The sequence below is a fragment of the Priestia sp. USM5 genome, assembly GCF_058323215.1.
On record NZ_JBSGKN010000001.1, the window covers coordinates 1310819 to 1323909 of the forward strand.

Annotated in this window: 14 protein-coding genes; 10 read left to right on the forward strand and 4 right to left on the reverse strand. The window is 39.4% G+C overall.

Translation table 11 applies throughout. From position 1 onward, the window contains the following. Positions 1-14: 14 nt before the first annotated feature. Positions 15-1226: an AGE family epimerase/isomerase gene (locus ACWATA_RS07000; RefSeq protein WP_221832360.1), complete on the reverse strand. Its 1212-nt coding sequence runs from the start codon at positions 1224-1226 to the stop codon at positions 15-17. A 347-nt stretch (positions 1227-1573) separates the two neighbouring features. Between ACWATA_RS07000 and ACWATA_RS07005 the strand changes: the two genes are divergently transcribed. The 3 genes from ACWATA_RS07005 (at position 1574) to ACWATA_RS07015 (ending at position 6419) form a co-directional block, all read left to right on the forward strand. After that, positions 1574-2908: an SH3 domain-containing protein gene (locus tag ACWATA_RS07005; protein ID WP_168761075.1), complete on the forward strand. Its 1335-nt coding sequence runs from the start codon at positions 1574-1576 to the stop codon at positions 2906-2908. A 338-nt stretch (positions 2909-3246) separates the two neighbouring features. Continuing rightward, positions 3247-4890, forward strand: coding sequence for a diguanylate cyclase domain-containing protein (locus ACWATA_RS07010; RefSeq protein ID WP_473049692.1), 1644 nt, complete (start codon positions 3247-3249; stop codon positions 4888-4890). Between the two features lie 17 nt (positions 4891-4907). Then, a complete protein-coding gene (locus ACWATA_RS07015; RefSeq protein ID WP_053074044.1) occupies positions 4908-6419 on the forward strand; it encodes a methyl-accepting chemotaxis protein in 1512 nt (503 codons plus the stop codon). 142 nt (positions 6420-6561) lie between these two features. On the opposite strand, the gene ACWATA_RS07020 is transcribed toward ACWATA_RS07015, so the two are convergent. Continuing rightward, entirely contained in the window at positions 6562-6774 is a 213-nt protein-coding gene (locus ACWATA_RS07020; protein ID WP_048019439.1) for a cold-shock protein, read from the reverse strand. Positions 6775-7005: 231 nt separating this feature from the next. On the opposite strand from ACWATA_RS07020, the gene ACWATA_RS07025 reads away from it, so the two are divergent. The 4 genes from ACWATA_RS07025 (at position 7006) to ACWATA_RS07040 (ending at position 10374) form a co-directional block, all read left to right on the forward strand. Continuing rightward, on the forward strand, positions 7006-7878 hold the full coding sequence (locus ACWATA_RS07025) for an STAS domain-containing protein (protein ID WP_063247475.1): 873 nt from the start codon (positions 7006-7008) through the stop codon (positions 7876-7878). Positions 7879-8022: 144 nt separating this feature from the next. Beyond that, on the forward strand, positions 8023-8157 hold the full coding sequence (locus ACWATA_RS07030; protein WP_255906673.1) for a hypothetical protein: 135 nt from the start codon (positions 8023-8025) through the stop codon (positions 8155-8157). A gap of 338 nt (positions 8158-8495) precedes the next feature. Then, the gene (locus ACWATA_RS07035) at positions 8496-9653 is read left to right on the forward strand and encodes a ParM/StbA family protein (protein ID WP_098113655.1); all 1158 of its coding nucleotides are present in this window, start codon (positions 8496-8498) and stop codon (positions 9651-9653) included. A 16-nt stretch (positions 9654-9669) separates the two neighbouring features. Continuing rightward, positions 9670-10374 (forward strand): hypothetical protein, encoded by a 705-nt coding sequence (locus ACWATA_RS07040; RefSeq protein ID WP_473049693.1) that lies wholly within the window; start codon positions 9670-9672, stop codon positions 10372-10374. Between the two features lie 172 nt (positions 10375-10546). Here the strand turns inward: ACWATA_RS07040 and ACWATA_RS07045 are convergent, their stop codons facing one another. Both ACWATA_RS07045 and ACWATA_RS07050 read right to left on the reverse strand, forming a co-directional pair. Beyond that, complete coding sequence (locus ACWATA_RS07045) at positions 10547-10858, reverse strand: hypothetical protein (RefSeq protein ID WP_028414682.1); 312 nt, start codon at positions 10856-10858, stop codon at positions 10547-10549. A 152-nt stretch (positions 10859-11010) separates the two neighbouring features. Next, positions 11011-11538, reverse strand: coding sequence for a cupin domain-containing protein (locus ACWATA_RS07050; protein WP_049165744.1), 528 nt, complete (start codon positions 11536-11538; stop codon positions 11011-11013). A 275-nt stretch (positions 11539-11813) separates the two neighbouring features. On the opposite strand from ACWATA_RS07050, the gene ACWATA_RS07055 reads away from it, so the two are divergent. From ACWATA_RS07055 to ACWATA_RS07065, 3 genes are all read left to right on the forward strand, one after another. Then, positions 11814-12002, forward strand: coding sequence for a hypothetical protein (locus ACWATA_RS07055; protein WP_028414680.1), 189 nt, complete (start codon positions 11814-11816; stop codon positions 12000-12002). 242 nt (positions 12003-12244) lie between these two features. Then, positions 12245-12421: an aspartyl-phosphate phosphatase Spo0E family protein gene (locus ACWATA_RS07060; protein WP_223260221.1), complete on the forward strand. Its 177-nt coding sequence runs from the start codon at positions 12245-12247 to the stop codon at positions 12419-12421. A 238-nt stretch (positions 12422-12659) separates the two neighbouring features. Beyond that, a complete protein-coding gene (locus ACWATA_RS07065; RefSeq protein ID WP_028414679.1) occupies positions 12660-13049 on the forward strand; it encodes a MerR family transcriptional regulator in 390 nt (129 codons plus the stop codon). The last annotated feature ends 42 nt before the right edge of the window (positions 13050-13091 follow it).

A 13091-nucleotide genomic window follows, 5' to 3' on the forward strand; every position in this document is an offset into this window, starting at 1 on the left:
TTATGATTATAATCTTAGAGAGAATTCAGTGCTATCAGCGTTTGATAGCAAGCAGCCACAGGGTGATAATCGGCTTTAGGAGCCGGGCTTTTTTTCGAGTTATAGCGTTCGTTTTGTTGATTTAACAGCTGATACCAGCCTCCATATGTGTGATCGATAAAGTGTTTCTGACAGTAAGAGAACAGGGCGTCGTATGCTTTCCAATATCCGCTGTCTCCGGTTTTTACCCCGAGCAGTGAAGCCGCAGAAATGGCTTCGGCCATCACCCAGTAGTTTTTATCGGGGTCAATGACCTCTTCTTGAGGAGACAGCGCAAAGTAAAGACCTCCGTACTTAGCATCCCAGCCTCTGTTCCATCCCTTATCAAACAAATACTTTGCACGTTCTGTCATCCAGTTTTCCGAACGGTGCCGATCAAGCCATAAAAGCAGCTTGCTCCATTCAAACTGATGTCCTGGTATAAAGCCGTACGGACGAAATTCATCTTTTGTATTGTTTTTATTGTAGTCCCAATCCGGCTGCCAGTCTGTATTATAATGCTCCCAAATCATGCCGCCAGATCGTTCAGCAAGCTGCTGAGTAACGCCTTTTGCAAGCGCGTATGCCCGGTCTACGTATTTTTTATCTCTTGTTGCTTCAAAGGCAGAAAGCATCGCTTCACACATATGCATGTTTGCATTTTGGCCGCGATATAAAGAAGAAGCTGACCACGATGCGTCCCATTCGTCTCGGTAAAAGCCGTGCGCATCTTCCCAAAAGTACTTTTCCATCACGTCATAGACCTGTTCAATTGTTTCTTTTGCTTCTAAAATGCCGGCTTGGTACGCGATGGAAGAAGCTAAAAGAGCAAAAGCGTGGCCATATGCTTGTTTAGAATCATCTTTGACTTCTCCGTCATCGGCTATTTCAAAAAAATACCCGCCGTTCTCTCTATCATAATGGTTGTTTTGTAGAAAACGAATGCCGTGCTGAGCTGCTTCTTTGCACCAATCCGGTCCGTCTAAAAGAGCCCCTACACTGAAGATATAAATAAAGCGCGCCGTACTTACTAAGTGCTTTGAATGCGTGTTGTTGACGGTGCCGTCGTCGTAGTATTCATGGATATACCCGCCGTTTTTTTGGTCAATACAAGCGGGGTAGTAGAAATGAAGCGTATCAAAAATATGCTGTTTTAATGTGTGAGGTTTTCGAAACGCAGTTGAGGAAAAATCCGTTGCCGGGTTCATTTTATCACCATCTCAATCTTTGTTTTTAATTGTTTTTTACCCTAAGCCATTGGTAGTAAACGTAAGGGTTTTTTTGCTGTTTTTGCTCTATTATTCTATTTTTGTTGAAAATGTATCAGTTTGGAAACAAGTTTGAAATATTTTGATATACTTTTGACACGATTATCCGGTATTCTAAAAGTACGTGCTAGCTGGAACGAACAAATGTACAGAGCCTCTAGACGTCAAATGATTTTATTTAGTGTGGCTAGTTTAAGATTGAGCTTAAACATCGGATCCTGTTTTCACTTAATCTATTAAACTGGCAACATGTATTTCTATTATATTTTGCAAATGAGGTATAAAAAATGACAGAAGTGAACAAACAAAGATTTTACAAAAAATTAGCGGTAACAGGTCTTGCTTTTACACTTGTAGGAGCTGGAACTCTAGGTCTTCATTCCTTACATTTTACGGGTGAGCCAACTGTCGCAAGCGCAGCAGCGGAAACCTATACAACCACGGCGAATTTAAATATTCGAAGCGGTCCATCGACTTCCAACGCGATTATTGCGACAGTTAAACAAGGCACACAGCTAACGGTAGTTGGACAAGCAGCAAGCGGCTGGCTGAAAGTAAGCTATCAAGGCAAAACGGGCTACGTAAGCAGTGAGTATGTTAAAAAGTCAGGGAGTTCAACGACTAAAACTTATGTAACAACGGCAAATTTAAATATTCGAAGCGCTCCATCGACGTCAAGCACGATTGTTGTAATGGTCAAACAAGGCACGCAGCTAACGTCGACAGCACAAGCAGCGAACGGCTGGCTAAAAGTAAGCTATCAAGGCAAAACGGGTTACGTGAGCACGCAGTACGTAAAAGAATCAACGGGTTCTTCTGAACCAGCTCCAGCTCCAGCTCCGGAGGCTTCTGTCTATGTGGCAACGGCGAATTTAAATGTTCGAACAGCTGCTTCAACTTCTGGTGCGGTTATGGCAACACTGAAAGCCGGCACACAGCTCGACGTAACGGCTAAAGCAGCAAACGGCTGGCTAAAAATTACGTATCAAGGGAAGGTTGGCTATGTAAGCGGTCAATACGTACGAGCATTAGCTGGGATGAAAGTGGTTTCGAACCCTGAAAGTATACAAGTTGTTGTGAATAAACAAAACAAGCTTCCGGAAAACTACGTTCCGAAAGATTTAGTATATACAACGATTCCGTTTACATTCAAAGAACAAACGGAAAAGAAAAAAATGCGCAGTGAAGCAGCCGCTGCTATTGCACAGTTATTTGCGGGTGCGAAAAAACAAGGCGTTACGCTTCTTGGCGTATCAGCTTACCGTTCACATGCAACGCAAAGCGCGCTTTTTAGTTCGTATGTTCAACGAGACGGTTATGATAAAGCGGCAACTTATAGCGCACTGCCAGGCACGAGTGAACATGAAACAGGTCTTGGAATTGATGTAACAAAAGGAGACGGCACATGTGCTGCTCAAGACTGCTTTGGCGGAACAAAAGAAGCAGGTTGGCTCGATGCCCACGCAGCAGAATACGGATTTATTATTCGCTATCCAAAAGGGAAAGACGCGGTAACGGGCTATAAATATGAGCCGTGGCATTTGCGCTATGTAGGCAAACCAGTGGCGCAGGCGATTAAGAGTAAAGGCATTACTCTTGAAGAATATTACGGAATTAAATAGGTTTAAAAAAGAGGCTGGAATAAAAGTAGCTTAGTTGACGGAAGATCCGAACGCGTTTGATTTAGAATCAAACGCGTTCGGATCTTTTTATTGTTGTGGTAAAGATAGCTTTCATGTATGTAGGTGCTTCTAGTGGTTTGTTATGCCTCAATTTCTTTTATTTTTGTTCATCATGTTTACCCTTCTTGTGAAGGAGGGTAGGTAATGATACAAAAGAACTACTGTTTGTACATTTAAAGTTGAGTTTGTGTGTGAAAAGATCTAGTGTGTATTTCATACAGAAGTGTAAAGTACAGGGGGCGTTCATCTGTGAAAAAACGAAGGAGATGCATCCTATCATGTTGAAAGATCATATGTTTGAATTTTATTTTGATCAAATGAATGAGCTGGTTTTTTTGGCGGAAGTAAAGAACCAACATCTTTATTATAAAAAAATGAATAAAGCGGCTGCTAAGCTTGTACGGTACCAAGGAGAAGTGGGCATGCGGCTAGAAAGCGTACTCTCTGAGCGGGCGTATCACTCTCTTTACCCTTACTATATAAAAGCGGTGGAAACAAAAAAGCCAGTTACCTACCATGACATAAATACCTTCTCAGATGAAGCTGAAGCGTTTGAAACAACGCTTACCCCCATTTTTAATGATACCGACAATAGTACGCACCTATTAGTGATGAGTAAAAATATCCAAAAGTTAAAAAAAGATTTAGCCCAAAGTATGGAGCGGTATAAGTCGCTTTTTATGAACCATGAAAACGCCATATGTATGATGGATCTAAGCGGTAAAATTGTTCAAGCAAATCCTGCCTGTGAGCAAATGTTCGGCTACGATACGCAAGAGATCATCAATAGTTCTTACATGCAGCTTCTAGAAGAGCTGAAGATTGATGTTCATGCTTTGCCTCTGCATCACATCATATACGACCAAAGCTACAGCGAAGAAATCCAAGCGTGGCACAAAGAAAAAGGAATGATTTATTTATATGTTACAAACGTGCCCATAATTGTGGAAAATGAATGGATGGGTATTTACTTGATTGCTCAGGACGTTACAAAGGAAAAGACAGCTGAAATAAAGCTGGAAAACACGGTGAAAGATTTAGCAAACATGAAGTATGCCCTTGATGAGTCCGCAATCGTAAGCGTCCTGGATCCATATGGAACGATTAGGTATGTCAACGATATGTTCTGTACGATATTTGGCTATGAAAAAGAAGAGCTAATCGGACAATCATACAAGTTATTTGATGTAAGCTATGATCTTCGGGTTCTTGAAAGTATTGGCCAAGGAAAGGTTTGGAGAGGGCAAGTCAAAAGCATAACAAAAGAAGGCGTCATCGTGTGGAGCCATAAGACCATTGTTCCGCTGACCGATATTCATCACCGAATCTCAAGCTACGTGCTGATTCAAACTGATATTACTGCGCAAAAAAAACTAGAAAATCAGCTGAAGTTTAAGGCGTTTCATGACAGTTTGACGGGGGTGCCGAATCGAATGATGCTGCAAAAACAAGTGCAGGCTGCGATCGAGCAAAAGGAAAGATTTGGCCTGCTGTTTTTAGACTGTGATAATTTTAAAGAAGTGAACGATCAATTTGGTCATGATATTGGCGATGCATTTTTAATCCAGTACGCACATCGCTTAACGTCTTGCATTCGCACATGTGACGAAGTGTATCGCCTCGGAGGGGATGAATTTGTTATTTTGCTTCGGCACATTGAAAGGAGCGAGGAAATCCAGCAGATCATGGAACGAATTCACCGAGAGCTTCAAAAAGAATGGAGTATTGAATCCTGCATCTTTACAGCTACATCGACCATTGGAGCCGCTTATTATCCAGAAAACGGAGAATCGTTTCAAGAGCTGTTAAAACAGGCGGATCAAGCGCTGTACGAAGGAAAACGACAGGGGAAAAATAACGTAAATTTCTATAAAAAAAACCAATCTGTAGCCGATTCTATAGATAAAGAAAGTACTGTCTAATATAGAAAGGGATAAATATGAATAAACATAAGTTAATGGTTGTTTTATCAAGCGGAGCAGTGATACTTTCTCTGCTCATACATATCATTCATCGTATTTGGCCGATGGAGATGTCCGGCATGTCGATGGAACATAATTCAGCGCCAGGCGAAGTGTCATTGATCTTTTTGATGCTTCCTATTGTTTTTCTTGGTGTGCTGCTTGTACTGTATGTTAAAAAGCATGAGCTAGTACCTGCGTTTGTGACGCTAACGCTCACGTTTTCAAGCATCAGCACGGTTATAGGCGGAGGAGGAATGGTTGAGTATCACTTTTCAATTTTTATGGTGATAGCCATTCTTTCCTACTATGAAAATGTAAAGCTATTATTGTTAATGACGGGTATTTTTGTCGTCGAGCATCTAGTGGGATTTTTCGTGCCATTTTTTACACCGATTATTTTCGGAACGTCTTCTTATTCCTTTTCGATGCTTTGCCTTCACGCCGCTTATCTGATTTTTACATCAGGGGCAACCGCTTGGCAAATTACTTCAAAGAAAAAATACACAGAACAGCTTCAGCAGCAAAATAAACAAAAGCAGCATATTATTTATGACATGATGAAAAAGCTGCATGAAACGAATGGTCAGGTAAGACAAACGGTTGCTGACTTAAAGGAAAGCTTAGAAGAATCGCAAGCAGCGAGTCATCATACGACGGCTTCAATGCAAGAACTAGCCGCAGGAGCGGACCAGCAGGTAATAATGGCTCAAAAAAGCAGTGAGTTTCTAGAAGAGATGACGCAAGGCGTAACCAAAATAGCCGAGGCTTCAGCGGCAGTCAGCGAAGCTTCTGATCAAACAGCAAATGAAGCCGTGCAGGGAAAAGAAAAAATTCAAGAAGCCATTCAACAAATTCATACAATCGATTCTTCTGTTCAGCATGCAGCTAGCGTTATTCATCAGTTAAAAGAACGTTCTGCAGAAATCAACGATATTATGAGTGTGATTTCAGGCATTGCTGCACAAACAAATCTACTGGCGCTAAATGCTGCAATTGAAGCAGCGCGCGCAGGCGAAAATGGTAAAGGTTTTGCGGTCGTAGCAGCGGAAGTTCGCAAACTTGCAGAACAATCCAATCAGTCAGCCGAACAAGTAGCAAGACTCATTCAGCATATTCAGCAAGAAACGTCTCAAGCCGTAGCATTTATTCAATCAGGAACTGCTGATGTAAAAAACGGTATTTTACTAGCCAACGAAGCGGAAAATGTTTTTAATCGAATCGCCGACGCATCTACGTATGTTCATGAACAAATTCAGCAAACGGCTGCTTCCGCACAGCAAATAGCAGCGGGATCTACGCAGGTGCTCCATGCCGTCAGCGAGATGACCTCTTTTGCGAACCAATCAGCCGCAAGCAGCAGCAGTATTTCTTCCGCTTCCGTGCGTCAGCTGCAATCACTGCAGACTATCGACCAAACGGCGGAATTTTTAAGTGAGTTAGTTGAAGAGCTTGGCAGCGTAACGGAAAAGTTAGCGAAGCAAGCGTGAGTGAGGTAGATACCGCTTATATAAATTTATGTAAACAACATAAAAAACACCTCTTTCGCACAAAAGTCGAAGAGGTGTTTTTGTATTCGAAGAGTATTCCATTGGACAGTCTACCCATAACCTGTATGTAATTGTCACTTTATCAGTCAACTGGATGTACTTTTATAGCGCTGGGTCCTTTAGCTCCTTCTTGGATTTCAAACTCTACTTTTTGTCCTTCTGACAGGTTTTTATATTCCTCACGGTCGATCGCATTGGAGTGAACGAACACTTCTTTTGATCCGTCCTCGGTTGTGATAAATCCAGATCTTTTTGATTCGTTGAACGATTTAACGGTTCCTTTATGTTTGCTCATTGATAAATCCCCCTTATAAGTATAGAAATAATTTCTTAATAGGTTTTTACCCAAACGCTGAAATCTCAATCATTTTTATGGTCGTTATACCGATTAGAAGAGTAGGGAAGAGCAAATAGGGAGGGCTTAACAATTTTTTCATTTCGGTTATATTTTTATATTGTCTGTGACATAACTATTGTTATAAAATGTAATCGTTAATTCTGCTAACTAAAGGAGATAAAGAAAAAAATGAGGGATGAGTTGTTATATATTGGGAAGAAAATTATCGATAATAAACAGGAATTAGCGATACAATTTTCTGATCTGATGGACTCTGAATATAAGCGGAAGCTTGTTTACCATGAAGAAAGCGAAGTTTTAAAATGGAGAGCAGAACTCATTGAGTATTTAGGCGAGTCGTTATTCGAAGAGCACTCGGTCGTTTTAAAGAAAATCATTCAGTGGGGTACAGATATAGGAAAAGTGGCTGTGGAAAACGGACTTTCGTTGAGTCAAACGTTAAAATCACTCGCGCTGTTTCGAACAGTGATATGGGGTGTTTTTACAGAAGAGCTGCAGCAGAAGCAGTTTGCTCCTATTACGATGCTTGATGTAAGTAAAAAAATTGATCCGATGCTTGATCAGCTTAATCATATATTTGTCGAAATTTACGAAGAACATAATACCGAAACCATAAAACGCGCTTATGCAGCGCTAGAAGAATTATCAGTTCCCATCGTTCCTCTTTCTGAAGGAATCGCTGTGATGCCAATCGTTGGACAAATTGATACGCATCGTTCGCAGCTTATTATGGAAACAGCCTTAGAAAAAAGTGCTCAGCTGCAGCTGAGTTATTTAATATTTGATATTTCAGGTGTTCTGATCGTCGATACGATGGTAGCGGACAATATTTTTCAAATTGTAAAAGCTTTACAGCTTATCGGCACTAAAACGATGATTACCGGAATACGTCCGGAAATTGCGCAAACCGTTGTTGATTTAGGCGTCGATTTTGGAACAATCAAAACAAGAGCGACGTTGGAAAAAGGTCTTGAAGAAATAGGCTTCAGTAAACTGCCAGAAAATCCGCAAAGAAAACCAAACAAATGGCTTTTTCAATAAATAAAAAAAGTAAGAGGCTTAGACAAAGTATGTTAGTTGAAGTCAAACCCGAACCATTAATTTAATTGATGGTTCGGGTTTTTTTGTTGTTATGGTTGTTGTTATGGTGAACGTAGGTTTCATGTATGTAACTGCTTCTAGCTGGTGATTGGAGAGCAAGACGAAGACTCCTGCGGGAAAAGCGGAACAGGTGAGACCCCGCAGGAGCATAAGCGACGAGGAGGCTCACCGGCCGCCCGCGGAAAGCGAAGTCCTGCACGGAAATCATCAGCGGTGTAAAAAGCAGTCCAACTCATTTATCTCATTTGTTCGTCTTTCGATTGGGTTGATTCAGTTATGTTTCCATCTCTTCGTTTTCTCTTGTCTCTAAAAAATAAAAGAAAGGCTTATATTACGAAAAATTTAAGAGGAAGTCACGGCGTCACATGTTACATTCTTTGTAAAAAGGGGTACTGGTAAAAAGAAGCATTTCAAGCGCTTTTCAATTACATTAGCCGTTTAAAATTAATTAATTGTCAATTTCGAATAACATAAATTATTTAAATACTTAGACAAACAAATGAGGAAAATATATACTTATTAGTGTTGTCACGAAAAGATAAAGGGGAGAAACAAGGATGGATATCAAACGTCAAAACGTTGATTTTGGTAACTCAATTTTTCAAACGCTAGTGGATGGTTATTACTATGAAATTCCTACAAACGTAGTAGAAATCACAAAAGATCAGGCAGAGGGGCATTTTCCTTCAAGTGTAAATGAACCGGAATTACTTCTTCAAAATTTACTGATTTCTACCACAATTGAAGGGGTTGAAAAGTATTATTTAGTAGGAGACGCCGCAGAGAAACACGTGCTAGGCAATATCCATATTAATAAGTTACATAATAAAACTGAATCTGATATTCCTTATGTGATGTTTTTAGCTTCAGTTGCTTATTACAACATACTTAAAGGAAAAGACAAAGAGGATAATCATGTGATGATTAATTTTTTCTCGACTATGCTTCCGATTTGGCTGCTTAAGAAAACAAATAAATTCAGTGAAATGCAGCAGAAGATGGCCGAACGTTTTCAAGGAGAGCATACAGTAACGGTATTGACTCCTGGGTTAGAAAAAACGGTCACTGTGAACATTGAAACGAGCAAATGCCGTATTGAAAGCGAAGTGGCTCGCTGGGCGATCAAAAAAGATTTTGAATTACAAGATAGAGAAGAAGCAAATGCATTCAAACATTTTGAAACACTAATTGTAGATTTGGGCGGAGGTACGGTTGACCTGGCACTGCTTCCTGCAGGCCTTCAAGCTCCTAAAAGCAGAAATTCGTTGAAGTGTCTTACGGATATTTCATATTTGAAGCATATTGAAAAGCTAAGAAATGAAAAGCTGCTTGAGTATTTTGATGATGTTCGTTCATTAGAAGAATTTATTATTGCCAATATCCATAAAGCAAAAATGGAGCAAAGAGACGGCAACAGCGGGAAAAAAGTCGATCTCACGGAGCCTATTCACGCTTCGCTTAGAGAATACACGCAAATTTTATTAACAAAAGTTGAAAATCTATTTCCATCGCCAAAAGATAAAGTCTATAAATATATTTATATTGGAGGACTGGCTCCTATCCTTCAACAGTTTATTGCAGAGCAGATTGATAACATGTATGGGGAAGAAATCAGAGAAGAAAACCATCTTTTCTTGCCGGAGACACGAAAGTTAAATTTATACGGTCTTGAAATTTTAAGCAGACATGAAACAAACGCAGCGGTTCACGCTTAAAAAGGGGGAGCCATACATGAGTCATCAACACACTCGCCTTAAGGAAGCACTAGACGATTGGTACGGTCAGCTAAGCTCCCAGGTGGCTGCACCATTTTACTTATTATCAAATGCGTTTCTAACAGCTGGGAATCTATCAGCAGATATGATGGGAGCAAGGGGAAAGACCGTAAGTAATAGAGATGAACATGCAAGTTTTACAATTGAAACTGCTGACATTCCGTCAGAAGTGTCTTCATTTCTAAAAGAAAAACAGCAGGCAAACGAGCTGCAGGACTATATAGTGAGACTCATACAGCAAGACTTGCAAAAAACGAATAAAAAAGATGAAGTCGAGTCGCTCATTCATTCACTTCGAAAAGAGCTGTTGGGCGAAATTGACTTGCTAAAACAAGAAATGAATTCACGTTTTGCTGCAAATCGTGAGGAATATGAGTCCTCGCAGGCAAATGAACTTCAGGATTATGTAGCGAAGCTTGTGGAACAAAACGGGCAGAAAGACAGCCGCGAAGAAGATTTTCAATCGTTAGTTCATTCATTGAGAAGCGAGCTGTTAGGAGAAATTCACTTGCTTAAAAAAGAGCTTGGCTCTGCGTCAGTTCCTTCTTATAAGCAGCTGAAGCCCGTTACAGATGAGGAAGAAACGTTTAAAGAAGGTCAATTAATTAAAAGTGAAAAAGTGACCGGAACCATTCAAGAAGATATCGATGTAGATTTTTAAACAGAAAGTAGAGGCGTGATATGCCTCTACTTTTATTATTTTTCTATTAAAAATGGAGCTGGGGCAAAAGTATTTTTGCTAAAGGAAGATCCGAACGAGTTTGATTCTTGATTGTGAATCCAACTTGTACGGAAATTAACAGCGGTCCGATGTAAAAGCTTTAGCGTATACATCATAAATCTTTTTGGTTTCTTTTTAGCTTTTTTTGAAAATATAAGCAAATATCAAATGTAACGATGGTACAAATACTGCATTTTATCATAAACCAAAATAGAGCTTCGTTTATGCCAAATCCGCCAATCGAAGCTTTTAGTTCATTTAGCTGCCTGAGAATTAAATTTATGTCGTTTTCATAGGCCACAGTAAAAGATTTAATCACAAGCATGGTCATAATGACTGCTTCTACCGATATATATAGAACTTTTCTTGCTAGTTTAAGGGAAGGATTTACGTTTGATTTAGGAATTTTATAAAATAATTTCATCGCCCGTTTGCCTTTCAGTTATTTTAAGCTGTTTAAAAAGGTTCGTTTATTCTATAATTCTTTCTTTGGCTATAAAATCCTTTATGTATAGCAAGTTAAAAAAAGCTCGCTAGAAAAGGTAGTACACCGATTTTCTAGCGAGCTTATGTTAGTTAATGTTCTTCAGCTAAGGCATTTGCTTTTGTCACATGAACTGTGCCAAACGGATGGTTTGGAGGAGCGTAGATGGAGTAAAGCTTTAGCGGAGTGGTACCCGTATTAGTGAGATCATGCCACGTTCCGGCAGGGATAAATATCGCATCATCATCGTAGACTTTTCGTTTAAAGGTTAGGTTGTTTTTACTTTTGCCCATTTGAACAACGCCTTGCCCTTGTTCAATGCGCAGGAATTGATCAACGTTAGGGTGGATTTCTAAGCCGATATCTTCACCGGGCTTGAGACTCATTAGCGTCACTTGTAAATGTGTTCCCGTCCATAAAGCAGTGCGGTACGTATTGTTTTGCTTTGACGCTTCATTAATGTTAATAACAAATGGCCTTGGTCCGTAGTCCTTTAATTTACCGTTTCTTTGTTGAAACTGTTCGCTGGTGTGATAGTGATTCGGCACATAATAACTATATGGCTGCCAGCCATAGTACACTGGGGTCTGCCACTGATGATAATAAGGTGCATAGTGCATACTCATTCTCCTTTTCTCGTTTCATTTTTCTTTTCATCCTATGCTTTTGTCAAAACGGTTGATACCATTTGCCTTTTTGTCCGCGGTCTTTATCCACTTATTTTTTGCCCAAATCATGTAATTAATGATTTCTCTGAGCTCTTTGATTGTTTTTCGGTGGTTAAAAAATACTTTCATCACTTTAATACGATAATTCAGTAAAAAATATATCGTATGAAAACGTTTTATTTGATATAATTTTAGAAGATGAAAATTATTTTAAAGGGTGACGTTCATTGAAAGAAAAAAAACTTCAAGAATTAACTGAACATCTTAATAATTTATTCAACAATTTAATTCATGGATCTATCACAGAAGGTGAATTTAATGAGCTGTCCGAAGAGCTTTACAGGAAGCAAACGAGGCTGCGCTATGAGATAGAGTGTGAGAAAGGTTCGTATTACCGAGAATATTTTAAAGGCTAAGGCTTTGTATTAGACTGCTTTATAAGAAATAAGAAAAGACCTCCATTTAGGGGGCCTTTTCTTCACTTCTAGTAGTAAGTGGAGTGATACTTTCTATTTCAATAAGTATATTAGTATATTTACTTCATAAAAAATATAGCTGTTGAAGGTCTAAAACTCGCTATTCATCCCCAAAAACCTGTATGATAGGTTTAAGATTGCCGCATATGAGATATATGTATAGTAAAAAGGGGTGATGAGCTGTGAAGTGGTATAAAGGAGTTGTCATGCAAGTCTTAATGACAGAAATCGAAACAGCAAGAGAGCACATGGTTATGTTGGGACTTACAGAAGGTCTTACAAGTCGTAATACAGTTCGAATCAGTCAAACCCTTGATTATTTATTAAATGAACTAAGTAAAGTGATGGCCGCAGATTAATCGTATTTTATATATAAATGAAAAGAGCTGCTGACTTCACGGCAGCTCTTTATAAGTTGCCTTAACGCTTTTATGATACTATTTATACAGTTATCTCATAGCAAAGAAAATAGCGGATTTGATTATATATATCGTATAGTAGAAACCTAGAAGATGAGTTAAAAGCGCCCGTGAAAAGGGAAGCTTAGATACATAAAGCAAACGCCGTACTAAGAATGGCGATGGAGGGTATAGTGGAATGGAATATCATATTAAAGAGGCCGCTGCAAAGGTAGGGCTGCCTACGCATACGCTTCGATACTACGAGCAGCAAGGGCTTTTGCCTTTTATAAAAAGAGACGAAAACGGAAATCGTATTTTTAGCGAGTCGGATATCGAGTGGCTGGAATTTATTATTTGCTTACGAAAAACAGACATCTCTCTTTTAGAGTTACGTAAAATTGTTGAATTAACACAAGAAGGTGATGATACAATCGGTTTGCGCAAGCAGATATTTGAAAAGCATAGAGAGAAAATGATGGAAAAACAAAGAGAGCTGGACGCAGCTTTTAGAAAAGTGGAAACGAAAATTGACTACTATGATAAATTAGAGCAAAAGTACCGGGAAGAGCTTTCATCTAAAGCCTAATTTACCGTTTGTTTTTTATTTTATAAAGAAATAAAAAGCGGG

Excerpts from the sequence above, each read along its gene's own strand:
- ACWATA_RS07015 (WP_053074044.1), top strand. The coding sequence starts at position 4,908 with ATGAATAAACATAAGTTAATGGTTGTTTTATCAAGCGGAGCAGTGATA.
- ACWATA_RS07020 (WP_048019439.1), bottom strand. The coding sequence starts at position 6,774 with ATGAGCAAACATAAAGGAACCGTTAAATCGTTCAACGAATCAAAAAGA.
- ACWATA_RS07040 (WP_473049693.1), top strand. The coding sequence starts at position 9,670 with ATGAGTCATCAACACACTCGCCTTAAGGAAGCACTAGACGATTGGTAC.
- ACWATA_RS07010 (WP_473049692.1), top strand. The coding sequence starts at position 3,247 with ATGTTGAAAGATCATATGTTTGAATTTTATTTTGATCAAATGAATGAG.
- ACWATA_RS07050 (WP_049165744.1), bottom strand. The coding sequence starts at position 11,538 with ATGCACTATGCACCTTATTATCATCAGTGGCAGACCCCAGTGTACTAT.
- ACWATA_RS07035 (WP_098113655.1), top strand. The coding sequence starts at position 8,496 with ATGGATATCAAACGTCAAAACGTTGATTTTGGTAACTCAATTTTTCAA.
- ACWATA_RS07045 (WP_028414682.1), bottom strand. The coding sequence starts at position 10,858 with ATGAAATTATTTTATAAAATTCCTAAATCAAACGTAAATCCTTCCCTT.
- ACWATA_RS07005 (WP_168761075.1), top strand. The coding sequence starts at position 1,574 with ATGACAGAAGTGAACAAACAAAGATTTTACAAAAAATTAGCGGTAACA.
- ACWATA_RS07000 (WP_221832360.1), bottom strand. The coding sequence starts at position 1,226 with ATGAACCCGGCAACGGATTTTTCCTCAACTGCGTTTCGAAAACCTCAC.
- ACWATA_RS07065 (WP_028414679.1), top strand. The coding sequence starts at position 12,660 with ATGGAATATCATATTAAAGAGGCCGCTGCAAAGGTAGGGCTGCCTACG.
- ACWATA_RS07025 (WP_063247475.1), top strand. The coding sequence starts at position 7,006 with ATGAGGGATGAGTTGTTATATATTGGGAAGAAAATTATCGATAATAAA.